Genomic DNA, 21,151 nt, shown 5'->3' on the forward strand with positions numbered 1-21,151 from the left:
ATTGAGTTTCCTATCGTTCCACAGAGTAAACACTGCCTTTTTTACTGTATAAAGCATATTTGTTTTTTCTACAGAAAATTTCATCCATATTAATGTTTAAATAGGTTATCTGGGCGAAATACAGGCATGTTTCATAGGGTCCTTTCCAGAAATCCTCAGGATAGGTGAATTTGAGAAGGGGACGAAAATTTTGGTAATCTTTTTGCACTAAACCTTTCTATTGATTCTTATCATCTTCAAATTATATGGGTAAAAGTAGTAATGGATTTCCAACTACGAAAAAATATAATAGTATTTCCATTTTTCCTTCTCGTATTTTGGAGTGAAAGTTTTGATTTGACGACCACATCTCAAAACACTATCGGCATGATTACAACTCTTTTGAAAAAAAGCTTGACCGAAAAACTCCAGTAACAAGCTGGTCGGCGCAATCAACTGGTGCAACGGTTGTGGCACAAACCTTTTGAAAAAAGGCTTGGCCTAAAATCTCAGCAACGACAAGATCAACATCGTAACAGTTGCAGAGTAACGGTTGTTTCAAAGTTTTGCTTCAGCGTAATGTTTAATACAAACAAACTGTACTAAATGACCGATTAGTCAGCCATAACGAGGAAAAGTATTAATGAAGAGTTTCGTCTCTGATATAATCTATCCTGCATATCAATTGATTGCGATTTTTCTGACACCATAAGCATAGATAACGATCCTTCTGATAAGTGATACACATGAAAAAAGATACGAATAACGCCGGATCACCTGCTAAAGGTCCGGAAATCTACAATACACCTGATGCTTCTGTTGTCGGCACAGGGAAACAGGTCGTGCTTTTCATTGCGATACTTTCTGGATTTATTACTCCTTTTGACGGTTCGGCAGTAAATATTGCCCTGCCTGCGATTGGGTCCGAATTTCACATGGATGCTATTGCCCTTTCCTGGGTTGCGACCGCTTACCTCCTTTCATCAGCATTGTTTCTTGTCCCTTTCGGAAAAATCGCAGACATTTATGGGAGGAAAAAGATTTTCCTCTATGGTATTACGCTCTTCAGCCTTTCGTCTTTAATTATGACCATGGCTTTCTCATCGGAAATGCTTATTGGAATACGGGTTATGCAGGGTATCGGGAGTGCAATGATTTTCGGGACAGGCGTCGCCATCGTTACCTCAGTCTTCCCGCCCGGTGAGCGTGGAAAAGCTCTTGGTACTTATATTACTGCAGTTTACATTGGGCTTTCTGTTGGTCCTTTACTCGGAGGCGCGATGACGCAGTATCTTGGCTGGAGGAGCATCTTCTTCGTAAATGTTCCCATAGGCATTACAGCAATTATCCTGATCTTGTGGAAGATTAAAGGTGAATGGGCTGAGTGCAGAGGGGAGAAGTTCGACCTGATAGGGTCAGTCATATACGGTGCATCTGTAGTTGCAGTAATGTATGGTTTTTCAGTTCTCCCAGACTTTAAAGGTGCTGTCCTCTTAGCTGTGGGGACTCTCGGGGTAATTATTTTTGCTCTATATGAGATTAGAACACCTTCTCCCGTTCTTGACATAAGTCTCCTGACAAAAAATAGAATTTTTGCCTTTTCAAACCTATCTGCGCTAATAAATTACAGTGCTACTTACGCAGTGACCTTTCTTTTAAGTCTCGATCTTCAGTACACGAAAGGTTTCACTCCTGAACATGCCGGATTTATCCTGGTAGCACAGCCAGTTATCATGGCTATGGTTTCGCCAATTGCCGGCAGGCTCTCTGACAAGATTGAACCGCGGATTGTTGCGTCCGCAGGGATGACATTTACTGCGCTTGGGCTCTTCCTTCTAATTTTCCTTAAAGAAACAACTCCTATCTGGCACCTCATTATCACCCTGATTATTCTTGGTATAGGTTTCGGGCTCTTCTCTTCTCCAAACACGAATGCAATCATGAGTTCCGTTGATAAAAGATTCTATGGCGTTGCATCGGGAATGAACGGGACCATGCGCCTCCTTGGGCAGATGCTGTCGATGGGCATCGCAATGATGATCTTTGCAATTGTTATCGGTCCTGTAGAGATCACGCCTGAATATTACCCCCAGTTCGTTTTAAGCCTGCATTATGCTTTCACGCTGTTTACGGCTTTCTGTATTCTTGGAATATTCGCATCTCTAGTGAGAGGAAAAAGGAGTCCTGTAGCTCACGCCAGTATTCCTGAAAAAGGCAAAAAATAATACATTAATCCTGTATAATTCCTGTAATCATTGTGTAACTCATTTAATCTAGGTGATAATAGTGAAAATTCTAGGAATTAATGCAAGCCCGAGAGGAAATGAAAGCAAGACTCTTCAACTTGTAAAATCAGTGCTCAAAGGTGCTGAGTCAGAAGGTGCCAATGTAGAACTAATAGATCTCTATAAACTGCACATAGAATACTGCACAGGGTGCGGAGCCTGTTATGCGACTGGGGAGTGCCCTCAGATCGATGACTTTGAGGAGCTTTTTGACAGAATTCTGAACTCCGATGGAATCGTTTTTGGCGCTCCGAATTATATTAACTCGGTTCCGGCCCCTATGAAAGCTTTCTTTGACCGACTTTCGGATGCTATCCATTGCCAGATGCTGACGGGAAAGTTCGGGTGCTCTGTGTCCACAGCAGGGGGAAGCAAGGCAGATGTGGTTGTAGAATATATGAACAGTGTGCTAATGAATCTTGGTGTTACTGTTGTCGGTGGCCTTGGTGTTGCAGTTGGGATGTATCCTTCTGCACTCGAACAGGCTGCGGGAAATGCCGAAGATCTTGGTAAAAAGCTAGCAAAATCGATTCGTGGAGATATCAAATATCCGGATAAGGATGAAATGCATCGCCAGACAACAGAATATTTCTGCCAGCTTGTAAAATCTGATAAAGAGCGGTTTGCCCACGATTATGACTGGTATGTTCAAAAGGGCTTGATAAAATAAGATTTATCTGGAGATTCTAGGTAGTACGATTAGTCACTTGGGAATAAACTTGGGAAGCAGTAGTAAGGTAATATTTTTCCCTTTTTCGATACTTCCAGTAGTTCCGATCAGACTGACTTCCGAATGGTAAAAACCAATTGATCTTACATTTTATCTACTGATTTTCAAAGTGGATTGTATTATTAATTAAATTTTAAAATTCTTAAGCTATAACTTTCACTTACATTTTTCAAAAAATAATATTACACTGAGTAATTTTATAGCATTCGCTATTAAGTTCTTAAATTTTAATTTGAGATAAGTTATGCTATAGTTAATCGGGTGTGTAGCACTCGATTTCTTTCTTCATTGGCCCATCTCAAACAATCCAGTAACACACTAACAGGAATAAAATTCAGCGACTTTAGTCCATATCTTACAACTTTGTTCTAAAAGAAGTCTTGTTGAAATTTTGCAGTAGCGTTGTGTTTTTTTGAGTTACCTGTAATCCCAAAACTTAGTGCAAAGTATGGTGTTCGAACCCACGAACTCCTTCAATACAGACCTTAACATAGGGCAAGATAAAACTGAACTATGAAATAGGTGTGGTGAAGGTGTTGGCGGAAAACTTTACTCTCAATGCTTCTTTCTAACAAGATTGGAAAGTTACGACCTTTCATTACTAATATGTTTATAAATTCGGAGAAAAAAAGACCAATAATTGAGCTTGCCCACAAAATGAAGTGAAGCCTACACGAAAAAAAGGCTTGTCGGCTTGAGCCCTGTTAATTCATTGCTAAGACTGTGCTTCATTGTCTAATCCGTGGCAACAACCATCAAGTAATCGTATCAGAGCATTATATCCGCAGCAGAGCGAATCCTCCGGAGATAGCTCCTCTGGCTTTCCAGACCCTTTTCAGCTGCTGCCCGGGCCATAGGATCGGCATCTTTAGGTAAGCCGAATGATATGCCGGTCAGCGCTTCAACCTGCACTACCGGTACTTGCCAGGTCTTGAACTCATCGTCGAAGAACTCCCTGCTCTCCAAATAATTCTTCTGCGTGCGCAGGTAGGCAGTGGCGCCGAACTTTCCGTTCTTATTGACGAATACCACCACTTTCCAGAAATCGGCAGGCAGGAGGTATTCATTGCGGTAAATCATATCGTCTTCGCGGAAGACGGGACCGGTGAATACCGATATCTGCGCATTTGCATTATCTGCGGTCTTCAGTATGTAGTCTTCTACTTCAAGCCAATCATGCTGGTTGAGGCGCTTGTGCTGAGGCGAGCAATTAGTAAAATGGAATGTATCCTCTCCCGCGTCCCTGGCATTTGGTCCCCAGCAGGGATCAAGCCGGCGAACCAGATGTCCGCGGTCAAGTGGATTATCTTCATACAATTTGGGTCCAGCCTGATATTTCTGGTCGAGACGCGGATCAAAGTACCATTTGTCGCGGGTGCGTTTGATCTTCTCCAGCTTCTTGCCGTCAATATTGGCCGCGGTATAGAAGGCCAGCCTTCGATCGGCATTCATCACAATTGAAAAGTGCAGATAGGTGAGAATCTGACCTCCGTTCTTGAGCGTTGCGACTTTGGACTGGAGATTCTCGGCCAGTTTGGGAAGCGGCAGATGGTACAGAGAACCCAGGAAATCGGGGTTGTAACCATCCGCCAGGCGGTAATGTTCCATGGGCAGTTTTCCCAGCTCCATTACTGCATCGGGGATGGGTTCTGGGGCGGTTATGATCGCAGGGCCGACCGGACCGGTGCCATGGCTGCGAAGCCTTCTCAGAGCTTCGGCTGCCATCGGCTCGTTCTCACTGCGCGACTCCAGTGCCTTGAAGATGCGGCTGATGCGCACGCCCTCATTGGCCACCCAGGCAATGGTACTGGGTGCATCGATGCCTTCTTGATAGGGCTGACCGTCTGTCTTGAGGATGTTACCCTGAGCATCTTTCATTGACACTCCTGAATGGTGCAGGCCCACAACCAGCCACTGATCGTTGAATACGGGTGAGCCTGAGGCTCCGCATTGAGTGTCGGTCAGATAGTGCAGCCAGTCGTCGAAGATATCTACAACTTTGTTTTCCCGCAGGCAGCAATTTTTGAGACCACCATCAGGATGCTGAATAATAGAGACGTATTCGCCGGTCCGGACCTTGCCGGTGTCTTCCACGAGACGTAGTAATCCGTAATCGGTAAGCTCTGTCCCTTCTGTGGCAATGGGAGCCACGGATACAAATGTGAAGTCCATTTCCGGATCGGTGACGAAGACCTCGTCGGGTCGCAGGTCGAAGGATTTTGATGTCTTTTTTCGACCGTTTATATCTTGTTCATATTCGAACTCTGCAAAACTCTTCTTTGCTAGCTCTGCTGTATCGAGGACATGGTTATTCGTTAGCAGCAGATTTGGGCCGACAAGAAAACCTGTACCGTAACCTTCTGGTCTGCCGAAGAGGTTCACGACCTGTATTCTGCAAACTGGTCTGGCTGCGAGCAGTCCAAGTTCCAGATAGGAGGTATCGACAAGATCGCTCTTTCCCATGATCCTCTCCAGGGCTAGGTTATCATTTGGTTCAAGAAAGATCAGTCGTCTCTCTATGGGTTGTGCCTCTGTCAAGGGACTAATGATTTCGCGCCTGAATCTTTCGCCTGGCTTCTCCATTTCAGCGGTTTTCTGTCGTATATAATACCTTTCAGAGGCTTTTCTTTGTTGCTCTTCTTTTCGGGCATAATACCTTTCAGAGGCATTCCTATGTTGCTCTTTTTGGGCATTTTCAAGCATATCCTTCTCCTCATCATGACCCAGCAGTTTGAAATTATTATAACTTAAGGAAAGCGATTTTGATTTTTATAATAAGCACATTAATATACTTTTAATATAATACTATAAAGTAAATAATATAATCTCCAATTTTTAGTATTTTTACACATAATTCAATATAATGTTAGAAATGATAAATATAATTATTTGGAATTTTATATTAGTATTTAATTTTTATTTTCTTTTGGACTGTCTCCTGAACATATGTTCTCTCGATATAAAGAACTGTACCCTCCTTCTATATATCCCGGAAGCCTCTCAATGTCACAGATCTGGAACATCGAGAAAAAATAGTCAAACAGTTATAAAGGAAGCGCTGACGTAGATTAGTCATTTTACTTATATTAATTATTTATAAATTATTCCTGAATATATTTAATCATCTGGCTACAAACGATGACTTGAACCTTCGTATAAAAATTGTATAACTATTTTAAAATAAAACTAATTTTCGCATATATATTGGGAATCATCTTTGTATCTATATATTAAAAATTTTTATGCGCACTTAAAAACAAAAACTGCAAATAATTATTAATTTTAGATAAGTCTACTTTATAAAAATCAGTAATGTAGTTTTTTCACAGTTGAATTTACTTTTTTGGCGTTGTGTATATCCAAAATCTTAGTGCAAAGTACGTATTTTAACCTATGGACCCTGTCAATCATAGATTCTAGCATAATTCTATTTCGAAAACTAGTGCATTGATTCTCAAATACATGCATAATAAGAAAATAATTACAGCTTATGACGCAAATATTGACGCAAATAATGACACAAATACTGTTTTAAAGTCGCATGGAACTCTGTAACACGGAAAAAGCAGCCGGTCGCAGAGTGATTCAATCTGGTTTTCAAAAAGTTCATTTTGGACATGCTTTGGAATCGATGCACTAGTGCTTCGATTCCAAAATTAATTCCTTATTTTTCGGAATCCTAGTACTAGTAATTAAAAAGAGAATAATCGAATGTGACTCTCTCAATATATTTAATCCGGTAAATAGAAAGCCAGAGACTTTTCTCTGTGAGCATCTGGAGTATTTCGGGGTTACTTAGCTATACCTTCCCTCAAGCACATCCCTGATCGTCTTTACGGTCATGGCTCCAGGGGTTCCTTTCATATTATGAGGTGGCCAGTCTCCTGACTTTATTTCTTCGGAATTTTCATCATGTTCGTCTTCAAGGAGCAGGATAACCTTTATGTCTTCAGGAATATCATCAACCATTTTTGCTCCGCATCCCGTAAGTTCGCTAAAAGCTTCTCTCCCTTTTTCTTCATCAAAAGGCGCAGTACAACCTTTTACGATATTTGTTCGAAAGCCTCTTTCAAGGAAACCAAGGCTATTAACGTATATGCAGACTTCCTCAACCAGGCCTGTCATGAATACTTCATCGATTCCTAGCTCTGCAGCTTTCAGTTCGAGTTCGGGGTTCATAAAGGCGTTTAGGTGATCTTTCGGAATCCTGATAACACTGACTGTTCCCCCTTTTACCACCTTTATTATCAGCCTGGCTATTTTGTCAACAATTGCCTTTGCCATAGGGGCTACAAGTTTTCCCTCATATAATGTTCCTTCATGTTCGTAGGTTTCATATACGAAATCGTTAGTCATATCTATAATAACCAGGGCTTTCAAGGTTTCACCATTCCTTTTTGATTCCACACCACATTTATTTTTATCGATCCTACTTTTAATTTATTATATGAACTTCAGCAGGTTCTTGTATGTAAAAAGTTCACTGCTTCGTGTATGAGATCAGATATTTTAAGCTGCTTAAATAAGGTTCTTTGTGGAAAACCAAAAACACAAGCAACGGGCATGGCAAAGTGGCTTGTCTAAGGATGGAAAGAGCGGGGTTTGCTTGTAATATGTTACCTCAGTTACCTTGAAATGTACTAGATAATCTACAGAGAAAATATTTGTCGCTTTATAAACTTACTTAGCTATGAGTCTATCCCATAACTCAAAACTGCTTCTCCAAATATGGAATTAAGAATGATCAATGAGTCTCTGATCACAGGAAATAGTTCTGAAATTCGTATCAATTTTGATTAATGGGCACTGTGAATGTGGAAAAACTGCCTGAGGAAATCGCAGTCTCCCCGAGTGGAGTAACTGTCTATGTGGTTAATGGAAAAAATAGCACTGTTTCTATAATTGACACTGCAACCGACGCTGTTACAGTCACCTTTGAGGGTAGGAAATAATCCTTACGGGGTTGCAGTCAGTCCAGACGGAAAAAACATTTATCTGGCTAACCGGCAGGGCAATTCTGTCTCTGTAATTAATGCGACCACAAACACGTCGTAACCACGGTGAATGTAAGGAGCTGACTTGTTGGTGTTTCAGTGAACCCTGAAGGGACAAGTGCGTATGTGGTTAACTACAATGATGGCACCGTCTCTGTAATCAATACCGGTACAAACAAAGTTACAGCTATTGTGAAGGTAGAAAGCAATCCAATGGTAATCAGGTAGTTCACAGGTAAACTACCTGAAACAGATTTACCTTCCATACCCCGGAATGGGGAAGAACTCACTCCCAGTATTTATGCATATATTCCTAATGGAAGAGGCGATAGTGTCTCTATAATTGACACTGCCACAAAAACCTTAATATCTACCGTGGCCTGTATTATCCAGTCTTATTTATTTAATTCGAGTATCTCTATACTATTCTCTGAATTAGCAGGCTGGTCTATAGTCCGAAATTTGAGAAGTGTATTGCAGGTATTATATGTATCCTGTACCGAAACCCGCGGGGATATATATAAGCTGGTCAGGACGTATCTCAACCGGGGATTCCGTCAATAAAGCAAGGTCTGCCCTTCAAAGATATTACAGGCAGTTTTTATTAAATCCATGAATTTTCCTGCTGTTCTGGTTTAAATCTTCTCTGCTACTGAAGGAAGGTTTATCAGTGTTCGGATAGTTTTTCTGAATAATTACCTGAAGTATTAGTTTATTTTTTTCATTTTGATTCTAAACAAAAAAGAAGTCTTGCGCTCAATATGCAGGGATAGTCATTTACTCAATACGTAGGGAAAGTCATTTACTCAATACGTAGGGAAAGTCATTTTTTATTTTTGAAGGTTTTTGATCAATAGTAAACTTTGTGCTTGTTAAATTGGCGTTAGCAAGAGAGAGTTAACAGATATAGTAATCTGTTATCTCTCGATGAAAGAACCCAAAAAGATAATACCTGGTAATTCAGAAGTTTTATATTATTGGCTTCTGCATTGGTATAGATAATAAAACCCTATTTTTGATGAAAAAATATAGTATATAAGAGATAGAAAGTTACAGAATAATAGTCACGTTACTATTAATATGACACAATGTATCTCTTATAAACCCTTAATTCTCAGTTCACCAAACTCTATTTCAGGATGCAATCCGTTCTTACTTTACTTTTTCCTGAGCTTCCAGCCACCGTATAGGCAAACCAGGCTTCCCAATAATTCGAAACCTGGAGTTGAGTTAACCTTACTCGATTTATTTTCATTCGAGTCACTTGTGTTAGAAATACTATCATTAACAGAGTTTTCATCATTCTCCGTCGAGCTTGGAGGTTCAAGATCATCCAGAGGTAGGTCATCTTCGCGCATGAACACTACAGGAACTTCTTTAACCCCCATACTGCTTGCTTTTGTGTCAATAAGCTGATAGAATTCGTCCAACAAAGGCTTATCAACTTTTGAACTATTGTTAACACTTATCTCTATAACACCATCAAAGGTTATACCAGAAGTTTTAATAGGGCCAAATGGATCAAAATACTTCAAATTTTCCTGGTCTTGCATAAAACTTGAATTATATAAATTGTCCAGTATGTTACTGAGGGTGTTAATCCATTGATACCTCTCCTCCGAAGTTGTAAAAGCTGGTATGCTTCCATATGCAGCAACACAATACGGATCATTTTTCAGTTTATCAAGAGTTTCCGGGCCAAAGGTAAGCTCCATAGTCATATTTTCTTGTGTGGTCTCATTTTCTTGTGCACTTGCGATCGACACTGACAAGATGGCTGCTAATAGTATTGTTGCAAATATCGCACTTATTCCAAATTTTTTCTTTACTATCATCTACTCTTTACCTCTTTTCTTTTATTCAAGAGGCAGGAATAAACAAACCTCAAGTACTCTCAAAGCTATCATTTCTCGCCTCTGGGTATGTGGGTTTCAAATTTAGTTTGATAGACGCATTTAAACTCCGCACATTACTTTTGAGGCACTTTTTATAAACTTTCTGCACAAACTATCGAATTATGCTACTTTATAACTATTTTGAATTTTACGATTGAATAACATCATTTTATCTTCTTGCTTTCGTTTTATTCCACGGCAGTATGCCCATTTTCTAAAAAACCATAAATCTAAAAGAATTATCCCAAAATGCTTGAGACTAATATCTAAAACTAATAAAGTGTAGAGATTTTTTATAGTTAAATCTGTGAATAAAGTATAAAATAAGTTTAGTGCAGAAAATAAGTTTAGTGCAGAAAGTTTGGTTCGCTGCTTTTTCTGATAATATTTTAAAACCGTTAATCCTAAAAAAAGTAGTTTTTGAAATCGAAGAATACTTTCAACTTACTTGGCAAAGTATTATAAATTTCAGACAACTTTTGGAAATAAAGGTAAATATGACATAGTGAGCTTCAAAAGCTAACTAAATGTACTCAATAATTTGAATAACCTAAAACAGTTATTTACCTTAAACCTCAAAATTTGTTTATATTTTATAAAATTGTTTACGGAAGGTATATGATGATTTGTGTATGTGGAGTAAATTGTGATGGGTGTCCTCTCCTGAATAATGAATGCGCCGGTTGTAATGCAATTGAAGGCAAGGTTTATTGGGCTCAGCATATTGGTGCTGATGTCTGCCCTGTTTACAAATGCGTTAAGGAAAAAGGTTATCAAAATTGCGGCGACTGTTCGCAAATTCCCTGCGAACTTTGGGTTTCTTTAAAGGATCCTTCCTTGAGTGAAGAGGAACATCAAAAATCAATTCAGGACAGACTTCTCATCTTGAAAGGATTAAGGTGAACTTCAGATCAAAATTAAATCCAGAAGAAGCATCATAAAAGGTATAGAATAGTAGTAACTTAATTTTTTTAAATTCGGCTCATTAGATTAAACCATTCCTGATAAGTATAATCAAAAATAGATACCTTAAAACAGTTACGTTTGGAGTCGATAAACAAAAAAAATTGATGTAACCACTTGAAAGTTTCAGTATTATTCTTAACTCGTTTTTACCTGAGATTTTCAAGCGGTAATGTATTGCTCATTAAGTAGCGTAAAATTTTTGTCATCTAATTTTGCATTATGAAGGGTTTTTACTTTAGAGAGCTGGTCAAATGATAAGTTTTTCACATTAGTTAGCTTAGCTCCTTGAAGGTTTGCTTCCTGAAGGTTAGCTTCTTGAAGGTTAGCTTCTTGAAGGTCAGACTTTTGAAGATCAGCTACATAAAGATCAGCTGCCTGGAGGTCAGCCCCACGAAGGTTAGCTCCATGAAGATTAGCTCCCTGAAAGTTAGCTCCTTGAAGATTAGCTCCTTGCAAGTTAGCCAAATGGATATTGGATAACTGGAGTTTCGCTCCTTTAAGGTTAGCTCCCTTAAGGTTAGCCCTTGTAAGATTAGCTCCCTGGAGATTAGCTCCCTGGAGATTAGCTCCTTGAAGATTAGTGCCTATACCCTCTAAAAGGTACGAATTTGAGAGGTCGGCTCCTTGCAGGTTAGCCTCCTGGAGGTTTGCCTCTTGAAAGTTAGCCCCGCGAAGGTCAGCCCCGCGAAGGTCAGCTCTATAAAGGTTAGCTCCTTGAAGATCAGCCTGTGTAAGGTTAGCTTTTATGAGATAAGCTTCCTGAAGGTTAGCGTCTTGAAAGTTAGCCCATATAAGGTTATTTTTTTCAAGATGGGCGCCTGGAAGGTCAACTCCTCTATAGTTTTTTCTCTCTATAATATTCATATGTAATAATTGGCGCTCCATAAAAATAAATATTACTATTCTAGGAAGAAACCTTCCGTTATCCGGGGGTTCGTTCATCCGAAGTATAGTTTACATACTGGTTGTGTTTTAAAAAAGAGGAAACTCTTCGATATGGGTTTTGCTTGCGTTTATGTGCTTTCACAAAAGTAAAAACATTTTAAAAATTAATAATAACATTTTGTGCTCTGAAAGAAAAGCAGGCGACGCAAAAGTTTAAACGTTGAATAAATTTCAATTCCATTTTGGCATTGTGGAATGATTACGTAAAATGAAACAAATTCAAAGTTGGAGTAAAATAATTGGTCACCTGTACACGATATACAACCATAATAAAAAATATTTAAAAAGATATGTTTTGGGATAAAACAATCGCCAAAATCCCAATACCAAGAAACAGGTGCTTTGCCTTTACTTGTAAGTTTCACCTTTACTTGTAGCAGCAAATAACACCGTTAGAGGTGTTGTTCCAGAGTCACATTGGATATAAATCCAGCTTGTGGTTCCATGGGTCTAGCAGTGAGATCATACATATAGATATCACTAAAAAAAACATGATCAACGGGTAATCTTTGACGACTATCCTTCTTATATACAATCATGTCTCCATAGATATCAGGATCTTGTGCACCTCCGCTAGTGGTAATCTGAGTCTCCTTCTGAGTTGAGAGATCGTACATGTAAACGTCCAGGTTTCCATTTCGATCATCCTGCCATACTATCTTATTACCATAAATAGCAGGATAGTATTGACTTGATTTATTGGTAGTAATCTGAGTCTTCTTGGAAGTGGATAAATCGTACATGTAGATATCGGTGGTGACATCTTCTCTGTGCCACTCTTTCCACACTATCCTGTTACCATAGACGTTAGGGAATGTTGCTTCTCCGTTGGAGGTTATTTGAGTTTCCTTGGAAGTGGAGAGATCGTACATATAAATATCCGGACTTATGTATCGAAGGTCATCCCAGACTATCAAGTTACCTTCCATATTAATAAATAGAGGTATTCCGTTTGAAATTATTCGAGTTTCCTTGGAAGTGGAGAGATCGTACATATAAATACCTTTATTTCTAGTTCGATAATCCATCCACATTATCCTGTCACCATATATTTTAGGTCTCTGAGCGCGCCCGCTAGTGCTTATTTGAGTTTTTTTGGAAGTAGATATATTGTACATATAGATATTATACTGTCCATTACGATCATCTTGCCATACTATTCTATCACAGTAGAGTGAAGGATATGTCTGATTTGATTCATTAGCAGTGATCCTGGTTTCTCTGGAAGTGGAGAGATCGTACATGTAGATATCGTAGTTTCCGTTGCGAAGGTCTTGCCATACTATTCTGTTACCATAGATATCAGGATTGGATGCTAATTCGCTGGTTGTAATCCGGATCTCATTTTCTGTAAGTACAATTATTGTATCAGTTTTTGAGGTAGTGCCATAAGCATTTCTTACTGTCAGGTTAACAGTATGGATTCCTGGCGTTGTAAATGTATAAACAGGATTTACATCGGTTGAGTCTGTTTTTCCATTATTGTCGAAGTCCCATACCCTTGACGTTGCATTTTGAGAAGTGTCATTAAACTTTACCGTCAGGGGAGCATAACCCTCGATAATGTTACTACTAAAATTTGCATCGGGGGCTTTTGGATCGATAACAACTATGTAATTTGGCATTGTCGCTGTACTATTACCCACAAAATTTCCTACGGTAAGATTTACTGTGTAAATCCCTGGTTTTGTAAATGTGTGGATTGCATTCGTGGTGTGTTTTGAATAAATGCCATCGCCAAAATCCCAATACCAGGAAATAGGTTCTTCGCCTTTACTTGTAGCTTTGCCAATAATTCTACCATAGAAATACACCATTAGAGGTGCTTTTCCAGAGGTTACATTAGCATAAAAATCTGCCACTGGTGGTTGTGGAGGAGTTACTGTAATATAATTCGGTTTCGTTACCGTACTATTGCCGGCTTCATTTGTAACTGTTAAAGTAACGTTATACACCCCTGGGTTTGTAAACGTATGGGTTGCATTCATGGCATGTTTTGAGTAAATACCGTCGCCAGTGTCCCAATGCCAGGAAGTTGGTACTCCACCAGTGCTGGTATCAGTGAATAATACCGTTAGAGGTGCTATTCCGGAAGTCACATTGGATGTAAACCCAGCTTGTGATTCTATGGGTCTAGCAGTGAGATCATACACATAGATATCACAAAAATAACCATCGCCAGGGGGCAATCTTTGACGATTATCTCTATACACTATCCTGTCTCCGTAGATATCAGGTCCCATTGCACTTCCACTGGTGGTAATCTGAGTCTCCTTTTGAGTTGAGAGATTGTACATGTAAATATTGTAGTTTCCGTTGTGGTGGTTCTGCCACACTATCCTATCACCATAGATAGCTGGAGGCGAACCTGACGAGGACTGTCCGTTGTAAGAGATCCGGCTTTCTTTCTCAGTTGAGAGGTTATACATGTAGACATCCCCTCTTCCACCAGTAAAGTCTGAATTGCGACTACCCTGCCATACTATCCTATCACTGTAGATCACGGGAGCATATGCTCTTCCGATAGTATTGATCATAGTTTCCTTCTTAGTGGAAAGGTCATAAATGCAAATACTATCTCTGCTAATGGAATTGTTATTTTTATCTATAATAGTTCCATTGTCCCCGTAACCCACCCACACTATTTTGTTTTCATATATTGAAGGGTTACTTGCAGATCCTCTTGTGGTTATCTGAGTTTGTGTATGAGTGGAAATATTGTACATGTAGACATCAGTCTTGTAGTTGCGTTCCTCAGCCCACACAATAATATCACCGTAAATATCAGGAACACAATAGGACAAATTCTCTGTGATTAGTGAACTTGTAGAATTAAGTGTATCATACACGTAAAGTCTGACCCTAACTGGATTCTCATTTCCATTATAAAGACAGTATACAATTTTATTATCATAAATAGCAGGACGTGCTACGTAATAATAATGTTCAGGCATGGTAATTATAGTATCATTTCCGGTTTTTAGGTCATAAAGATGAATTTTGTCCCAATATGACCACACCACTTTCTCACCGTAAATAGAAGTCTCTCCATTTACTCCAATATCCTCTGAGAGCTTAATTTCCTGGGCAGCTAACGTTACAGCTGAGTTTGAAACAAAAAATACGAAAAATAATGCCATTAACACTAAAGGTATTGAATGTAACTTTTCCTTATTTGCCATTTATTTACCCTCAACACACCTCATTAAAAAAATATAATTACTGACCGTTTTTCAATAATTTTTACTATTTCCTTTGAATTTCAATCTGTGATTGACTGAATACTCTAAATATGATGACAATTTAGAGTTGTCAAAAACACAACTACTTCAAATAAAAATGAAAAACACAATCAGTAATTGTAGTTAAAACAAAATAATTGCAAATAACGCCTGCCTAATGTAGATTCTATCCGTCCTATCCGAAAACCAATAATCAAATATTGAAAAAGTAAGTACTTTCCTTCAATTGTTTTTCTCCCTTTTCCCCCATATTGCTAATGATCAGCAATGTTGATGTAGTTTTCCAGTATTATATCCTTTATGGGGATTAATGTGGGAAACAAAATAATACATCTGGTATTTGTTTTGATTTTTCTTACAAGTTTTACATCAATAGCAAACGCTGGCAAAGAGACTATGCTCGTAAGTTGGAGGCTAACGTTGAGTCCATCGATCTATGGCAACGTTGTTACATGGGCTGATACTTTTGGTAACGGAGTTTTCATGTATAACTTGACTACCGGAAACATAACCGGGATAGGACGTGCGGATAGTAGCTCATCTATTCATGGAGATAAAATTACATGGTGGGATGATGGAAACATAACTGTGTATAACATTTCCACTGGCAAAAAAATGGAAATTGTTAACGCAAGTACACCAGCGATCTATGGTGATAATGTCGTGTACGTAAGGTCAAAATATACTGACGGTCAGCCTGCCTATTCTCAAAATGCTGAGTATAATAGTTTGTATTTATACAATCTCAGCACCAATGAAGAAACTCAAATAACTCCATATGAGCATGCCTATTTTGATCCTGCAATTTACGGAAATAAGATTGTATGGAAACGGTCAACTCAAGTAAATCCAGGCGAATGGAGTGCAAACATTTCCATATATGACATACCTACAAAGAGAGTAAGCGACATCAGTAGAAGTGGTAAAGCAGAGGACGGTAAAATTTATGGAAATATTGTCGTGTGGACAGAAAACCAAAATGGATCAAGGTATGTCTATATGCGAGATATTGCCAAGCACAAAACACGTCAAGTAACATTTGATGGCTATCCGATCAGTCTAGATGTATATGGTGATAGAATAGTGTGGGAAAGAGCATACTGGGTAGGAAACAACTTCTCAAGTGACATTTATATGTACAATATCTCAACTAATAAGACAACTCGTATTACAAGCAGCACTTATGCAAGAGAGCCTGCAATTTACGACGATAAAGTTGTATATGTAGACACACGAAATAACCCAGAATACCAGGAAAACAGAGATATATATTTGTATAATATTTCAGCTTGAAATTCTTAAGGCGAAAGCCTCTTTTTCTTTTTAGGACGGAGTATAAAGCTAGAAAGTCCTCAGCTAAGCGGTAGTTGCAAATATTTCTCATTTTCTTCTTTTAATTTCTGACAATAAACATGGAGTATTTATCAATTTAAATGACAAGATAGAATATATATGAGTTAGGTTTGAGGAAATTAGAAATTTAGAGTGCAGAAAAAATAAAAGAAAAATGCATCAGTGTTTATTTACTTAACCTAAATTTTTTCTCATGACCCGTGGCGTTCTTTTACGTAATTTCAGTGATTGTTCGCAAATTCCCTGCGAACTTTGGGTTTCTTTAAAGGATTCTTCTCGAGTTATTTTATCAAGCTCCATACAATAAGAACTCTTCAAAAAGTTAACAGTGAAATGTTGTAAAAGTTGGTTATTATCTAATATTCAATTGATAGTGTTTCCAAAATGAGTTTAGCATTTTCAATTCTTTTTATTTTTCAACTAAGTTAGTTCACTGGAGTAGATTTGACTTAGTACATAAAATACCAACCACAAACTAATGAACTACTTGACTATTTGAATGCATATAATAGGGTTTGTCATAAGTAAGTCAAAAGGAGAGCAACTAGATACTACAGTCTTGACCGCATTTACTTATAGCTTTTCCGGAAAGGAAAATTGATCAAACTTTAGAGAGATTCTAGATAATTTTTTATTAGTCATTATTCAATTAGAAGTGTGGTTTAAATTATGATTGACAAACAAGACAATTTGAGTTCAGCAGATCGCGAAATCCGTGAAAGTTTTCAAAATTTAATACTAGAAGTTTTATCTATTTTACCAAAATATATTCAAAATAGAGAGGACATCCCAATACGTGAGACTCTGAAAGTAGTACCTCTTCATAATGGCTACCAAGAAAAATCACATAAAGTTTATGATCTTATTTCTGTTATTCCTAATATATACTCTTTAAAAACTTATAACCATTGTCTTCAACTTGTTTCTGAGAATAAACAACTAAGACCACACAGTTGCAGTTACTTTGTTATTTTATCGTCTTTTATCCGAGACTACTTAGAGGGAGTTAATCCAGAAAAAGTCGATTTCGACCAAAAGAAATTCGATTACATTTTTGAAGAATACATAGATTCATTACTTTCAAAGGATTATGAATCCGTTTCTATTTGTCCTCTAATAGGGTTTGAAAGTGACACCGAAAGCATCACACTTGACGAAGGTTTGAGTATTAGAAAAATAACACCTGATGAGCTTAACGAAATATGGGATCTCATCTCATCTTTTGATCAAAACTCAGTTAGTTTCAAAGATAAGTTAAAGAGTACTAAATACGTGATTGAACAGCTTTCGATAAAAACTAAAAGTTCTGATATTCATTCTGACTATGACTTAATTTCATTTGTAATTTTAGCTATGAGGCTCTTAAAAAGTGATAAATTCTGGGCTAATCGTAGATCTGATAAGCTACTATTACCTTGGAAGAAGAAATTGTCTAGTATCCACGGCATCACCAATTATGATAATCCATTGTTAAACTCTTACCATTATTTTCTAAGTAAAGAGGAAATAACTGATTTGAGAAGAACGTATATTCTGGTAAAAAATTCTGATAAAATAATATCTGCGCAAAAGGATAAATCTATTTCAAGATCTATTGAGTGGTTCAACAGATATTTCTATGAATTTAATATCGAACATAGGTTTATTTTCCTTATGTTGTTAATGGAATCTTTATGCTCATCAGAAGGCGAAAAAACTGAAATTCTATATAAATTATCAAACCGAATTTCTTTAATTATCGGAAGAAATGATGAAGATATAATTTCCATTGCTAAATGCGTCAAGAAGCTATATGGTAAGCGAAGTGAAATTATTCACGGTAGTTCCTTGGTAGTAGAAGAAAAGTATGTAACAAAGGCAGAAGAATATTCTCGAAGGTTACTTAATATGTTTCTTCTTTTCTCGTCAAACGGGTACACTAAAAATGATATTTTTAACCTTGTAAACCATGCTATTGTATCAAAAAGTTATAGGGAAGAATTGGATAGAATTGTTAGACCTGAAGAGAATCTGAAGAAATATGGGCTATGTAAAGAAAGCTTGTGAACTGTAAATTCAAGAAATTACTTGTAATATACTAAAATTCTTTTTTATTAAAGTCGATTTAATTTGCTGATTAATGTGGTAATTTCAAAGAGCACAACTCCCTTTATTCAGTGAATTGCATCACTCCTTACCTTCTTTTATAATTTTTATTTCAGCCCTTACGATTACTTTCTTACTTTGGTAGAGTTCATACCCACAATTTCACTTGTTACTTTCTGCCGGACACGATGTATGATCAGTAAACCAGAAACACCTTTCACATCCCAAACACGTATTTACAGGCTCGCTGTTTATCACATGATTCGCAAATTCAGGGTCAGTTAACATACCCCTGCCAACAGCAACAAGATCCACATAATCATTTTCAATTAAGAACCGTACCTGTTCTTCATTGCGGATTTCATTGACTGCGATAACGGGAATCTTTACTTCTTTTTTGATCTTACAGCCGCTATAGGTTATAGGACTGCAAATGAAACCGTCTGGAACCGGGTTTGTTGGGGGCTGCATGCCAAATGAAATGTGCAGTAAATCAATACCGGCTTTCTCAAAGGCTTTGGCTGCTTCAACGCCGTCCTTGCTTTCCGGCAGATGCTCACCCATGCGCACACTAACAATGAAATTTTTAGGAGTGTTGTTTCGAATCTCCGGCAAAATTTGTGTTAAAACTCTTGCCCTGTATAGAACGTCGCCGCCGTACTTATCAGTTCGGCGATTGTAAGAGGCATCAAGAAACTTACATAAGGTAAATCCGTGTGCAAAATTAAATTCAACGCCGTCAAACCCTATTTCACAGGCACGAATAGCCGCACGCTTCATATTTTTTTGCATCGAATGAATTTCTTCGGTTGACAATTCGTTAATATCCATATTGCCGCAATGAAGCTGCATCATTACTGTTGCACCATATTCATGGCAGTTGCTCGCAATTTGCTTTAAAGCTGAGATATCACCTGCCGACCACATACCTGTTGAATCTATAGCCCCAAAAACGCTGGTCGCCTGTACGATGATAAGGCCGGCACCGCCTTTTGCACGTTTCGTATAATGTTCAATGTGCTGCTTGCCATAGTAAGAGCCATTGTCCCCATGAAAGGAAAAAGTAACCATAGGAGGCATCACAATTCGGTTTTTTATGTGATTCCCACGAATCACTAATTCATCTGTTATCTCAGTCATTTTATTTTCCCGCTAATTTCTTTTTTCTGGGGTTAGTGAATTTTAATGAATTCCCTTGATCTCTTCCTATATGATTTTTGCCACAAAAATTCCGAGAATGAGAAACATGGTCACATTTTTGTAGAATTCTCTATTTATCTACTAACAAAATATCTAACTATCTATCAAAATATCTAACAAAAGATGTTTAATAAATCAAAAAAAACTCACAGTAAAGAATCGGGAAACCTGAATAACACTATTTGAGTATCTACTGTAACTTGCTTGAATTTAAAATCTATGTAGAGGACGAATAATTTGCAAAAGCCTGGAAATCAATTATAATTTCACTTTCAAGTTAGTTTGGCTCGGCAATTATTCTAATTATATTCAAAATCTCGGGTTCAAAAGGATTTACCATAAATCCCATAGCGCCTATTTTTAGAGATTCTGTTATGATGATCTGCTGTCCGAGAGAGGAAAACATTGCCATTTTTGCTTCCTGGTCTATGATACGAAACTTGTTTAACAAATTTTTCCAATTCATATTGTTTGGCACGTTATCCGGCGCTATTATGTCCATTAAAACGAGGTCTGGTTTTACCTCCATATATTTTTCAATGGCTTCATCGTCGTCAGCCACTTCGGCAACTACTTCATGCCCATGTTTAAAAAGTGTATCCCGGATCGCTATTCGCATGAACTCAGCATCTTCTACGATCATAACTCGTGCCATTTACAATTCCTTCTTTTTATTTTTATAAAGATAATTATGTTATTTCCATGTTTTTCACTCATGCTTTTTTAGTCGAGTACTCCTCAGGTTATCTATAAATAAAAACTTACTCGTAAATTTTACGAAATAAACGACGTTGTACTTTATTAATTTTTTCGTTCAAAACTGATAAAGAGTATGTCTGATCTTCCTGTAATTGTGCCACTATTTCGAACTACTGGTTTCAGGAAAACGTATTTTATCAACACAATCCTATTCCACGCATTCACTACTGTGAATCTCAACCAAAAATTTAACATTAACAACACTGGCAAAAGAAAACTATTGGAACCAGTGAGTGGTATAGAACCAGAGTTAGTATAAATTCATGGAGATCAAACTTTGTCCGGCGAAGAACGACTATTTGATTTGATCTTAAAACTCTAAATTATTTATTTAGATCTCTTATAAGTTTAGATCTCTTGTAAGTAACTAATCGGGCTTTTGGATTTTGAACTCTGATTGTTAATTTTATACGCGACTTAATTCCAAACTTTACAATTTCTAAACATCAATATAAGTTGTACTACCAAAGTCTCTAACAATTAATACTTTAGTTGACTTGATTAAAAATTAACACTTTAGTTGACTCAATTAAAAATTGATTACTGAAGTTAAGCAGTGTACTAGAAAAATCATACTTTGAAGTTGTAATGCCAGCAACAATACCGAAATTAAATCAAGTTTTGGGATGAGCTCTTTATGTAGAGGAATATAAATGTAAACTGTTCTGTCATTTTATGTTACAGCATAATTCCTTTGTTTAATGGGTATACGAAAGCG

The 21,151-nt window shown here is 37.7% G+C and carries 16 protein-coding genes and 1 pseudogene; 8 read left to right on the forward strand and 9 right to left on the reverse strand.

All coding sequences use genetic code 11. The features are described 5' to 3' along the window. Positions 1-10: 10 nt before the first annotated feature. Positions 11-208 (reverse strand): F420H2 dehydrogenase subunit FpoO, encoded by a 198-nt coding sequence (fpoO, locus tag MSBRM_RS06195; RefSeq protein WP_052712721.1) that lies wholly within the window; start codon positions 206-208, stop codon positions 11-13. 517 nt (positions 209-725) lie between these two features. Between fpoO and MSBRM_RS06200 the strand changes: the two genes are divergently transcribed. Further along, positions 726-2,204, forward strand: coding sequence for an MFS transporter (locus MSBRM_RS06200; protein ID WP_048155058.1), 1,479 nt, complete (start codon positions 726-728; stop codon positions 2,202-2,204). Between the two features lie 61 nt (positions 2,205-2,265). Further along, on the forward strand, positions 2,266-2,934 hold the full coding sequence (locus tag MSBRM_RS06205) for a flavodoxin family protein (RefSeq protein WP_048118823.1): 669 nt from the start codon (positions 2,266-2,268) through the stop codon (positions 2,932-2,934). Between the two features lie 302 nt (positions 2,935-3,236). On the opposite strand, the pseudogene MSBRM_RS20130 reads toward MSBRM_RS06205, so the two are convergent. The 3 genes and pseudogenes from MSBRM_RS20130 to MSBRM_RS06215 form a co-directional block, all read right to left on the reverse strand. Beyond that, positions 3,237-3,362, reverse strand: a pseudogene (locus MSBRM_RS20130) (ISH3-like element ISMba14 family transposase); the annotation flags it as partial. A 400-nt stretch (positions 3,363-3,762) separates the two neighbouring features. Further along, positions 3,763-5,697 (reverse strand): DNA/RNA non-specific endonuclease, encoded by a 1,935-nt coding sequence (locus MSBRM_RS06210; protein WP_048118821.1) that lies wholly within the window; start codon positions 5,695-5,697, stop codon positions 3,763-3,765. A 1,092-nt stretch (positions 5,698-6,789) separates the two neighbouring features. Beyond that, positions 6,790-7,401 carry a cysteine hydrolase family protein gene (locus MSBRM_RS06215; protein WP_048118819.1) on the reverse strand — a complete coding sequence of 204 codons (612 nt, stop codon included), beginning with the start codon at positions 7,399-7,401 and terminating at the stop codon, positions 6,790-6,792. 401 nt (positions 7,402-7,802) lie between these two features. Between MSBRM_RS06215 and MSBRM_RS19245 the strand changes: the two genes are divergently transcribed. The 3 genes from MSBRM_RS19245 to MSBRM_RS19255 are packed head-to-tail and all read left to right on the forward strand — an operon-like array spanning position 7,803 to position 8,216. Further along, positions 7,803-7,946, forward strand: coding sequence for a hypothetical protein (locus MSBRM_RS19245; RefSeq protein WP_176722077.1), 144 nt, complete (start codon positions 7,803-7,805; stop codon positions 7,944-7,946). Continuing rightward, positions 7,930-8,049 carry a hypothetical protein gene (locus MSBRM_RS22030; RefSeq protein WP_176722076.1) on the forward strand — a complete coding sequence of 40 codons (120 nt, stop codon included), beginning with the start codon at positions 7,930-7,932 and terminating at the stop codon, positions 8,047-8,049. Before MSBRM_RS19245 ends, MSBRM_RS22030 begins: the two co-directional genes overlap by 17 nt. Before the next feature lie 38 nt (positions 8,050-8,087). Next, positions 8,088-8,216 (forward strand): hypothetical protein, encoded by a 129-nt coding sequence (locus MSBRM_RS19255; protein WP_080941499.1) that lies wholly within the window; start codon positions 8,088-8,090, stop codon positions 8,214-8,216. A 929-nt stretch (positions 8,217-9,145) separates the two neighbouring features. Here MSBRM_RS19255 and MSBRM_RS18755 read toward each other — a convergent pair. Continuing rightward, positions 9,146-9,823, reverse strand: a complete 678-nt coding sequence (locus tag MSBRM_RS18755; RefSeq protein ID WP_052712722.1) for a hypothetical protein — start codon at positions 9,821-9,823, stop codon at positions 9,146-9,148. A gap of 678 nt (positions 9,824-10,501) precedes the next feature. On the opposite strand from MSBRM_RS18755, the gene MSBRM_RS06225 reads away from it, so the two are divergent. Next, complete coding sequence (locus MSBRM_RS06225; RefSeq protein WP_080941498.1) at positions 10,502-10,786, forward strand: DUF3795 domain-containing protein; 285 nt, start codon at positions 10,502-10,504, stop codon at positions 10,784-10,786. A gap of 222 nt (positions 10,787-11,008) precedes the next feature. On the opposite strand, the gene MSBRM_RS06230 is transcribed toward MSBRM_RS06225, so the two are convergent. Then, entirely contained in the window at positions 11,009-11,713 is a 705-nt protein-coding gene (locus tag MSBRM_RS06230; RefSeq protein ID WP_052712723.1) for a pentapeptide repeat-containing protein, read from the reverse strand. Between the two features lie 473 nt (positions 11,714-12,186). Then, entirely contained in the window at positions 12,187-14,976 is a 2,790-nt protein-coding gene (locus MSBRM_RS06235; protein ID WP_048155061.1) for a PKD domain-containing protein, read from the reverse strand. Between the two features lie 360 nt (positions 14,977-15,336). On the opposite strand from MSBRM_RS06235, the gene MSBRM_RS06240 reads away from it, so the two are divergent. Beyond that, the gene (locus MSBRM_RS06240) at positions 15,337-16,329 is read left to right on the forward strand and encodes a hypothetical protein (protein ID WP_048155064.1); all 993 of its coding nucleotides are present in this window, start codon (positions 15,337-15,339) and stop codon (positions 16,327-16,329) included. A 729-nt stretch (positions 16,330-17,058) separates the two neighbouring features. Further along, positions 17,059-18,435 carry a HEPN domain-containing protein gene (locus MSBRM_RS06245; RefSeq protein WP_048118810.1) on the forward strand — a complete coding sequence of 459 codons (1,377 nt, stop codon included), beginning with the start codon at positions 17,059-17,061 and terminating at the stop codon, positions 18,433-18,435. Positions 18,436-18,636: 201 nt separating this feature from the next. Here the strand turns inward: MSBRM_RS06245 and MSBRM_RS06250 are convergent, their stop codons facing one another. Both MSBRM_RS06250 and MSBRM_RS06255 read right to left on the reverse strand, forming a co-directional pair. Beyond that, the gene (locus MSBRM_RS06250) at positions 18,637-19,614 is read right to left on the reverse strand and encodes an NADH:flavin oxidoreductase (RefSeq protein WP_048118807.1); all 978 of its coding nucleotides are present in this window, start codon (positions 19,612-19,614) and stop codon (positions 18,637-18,639) included. A gap of 337 nt (positions 19,615-19,951) precedes the next feature. Beyond that, a complete protein-coding gene (locus MSBRM_RS06255) occupies positions 19,952-20,329 on the reverse strand; it encodes a response regulator (RefSeq protein ID WP_048118804.1) in 378 nt (125 codons plus the stop codon). Positions 20,330-21,151 lie beyond the last annotated feature (822 nt).

This window comes from Methanosarcina barkeri MS (assembly GCF_000970025.1).
GTDB classification, from domain to species: Archaea; Halobacteriota; Methanosarcinia; order Methanosarcinales; family Methanosarcinaceae; genus Methanosarcina; species Methanosarcina barkeri.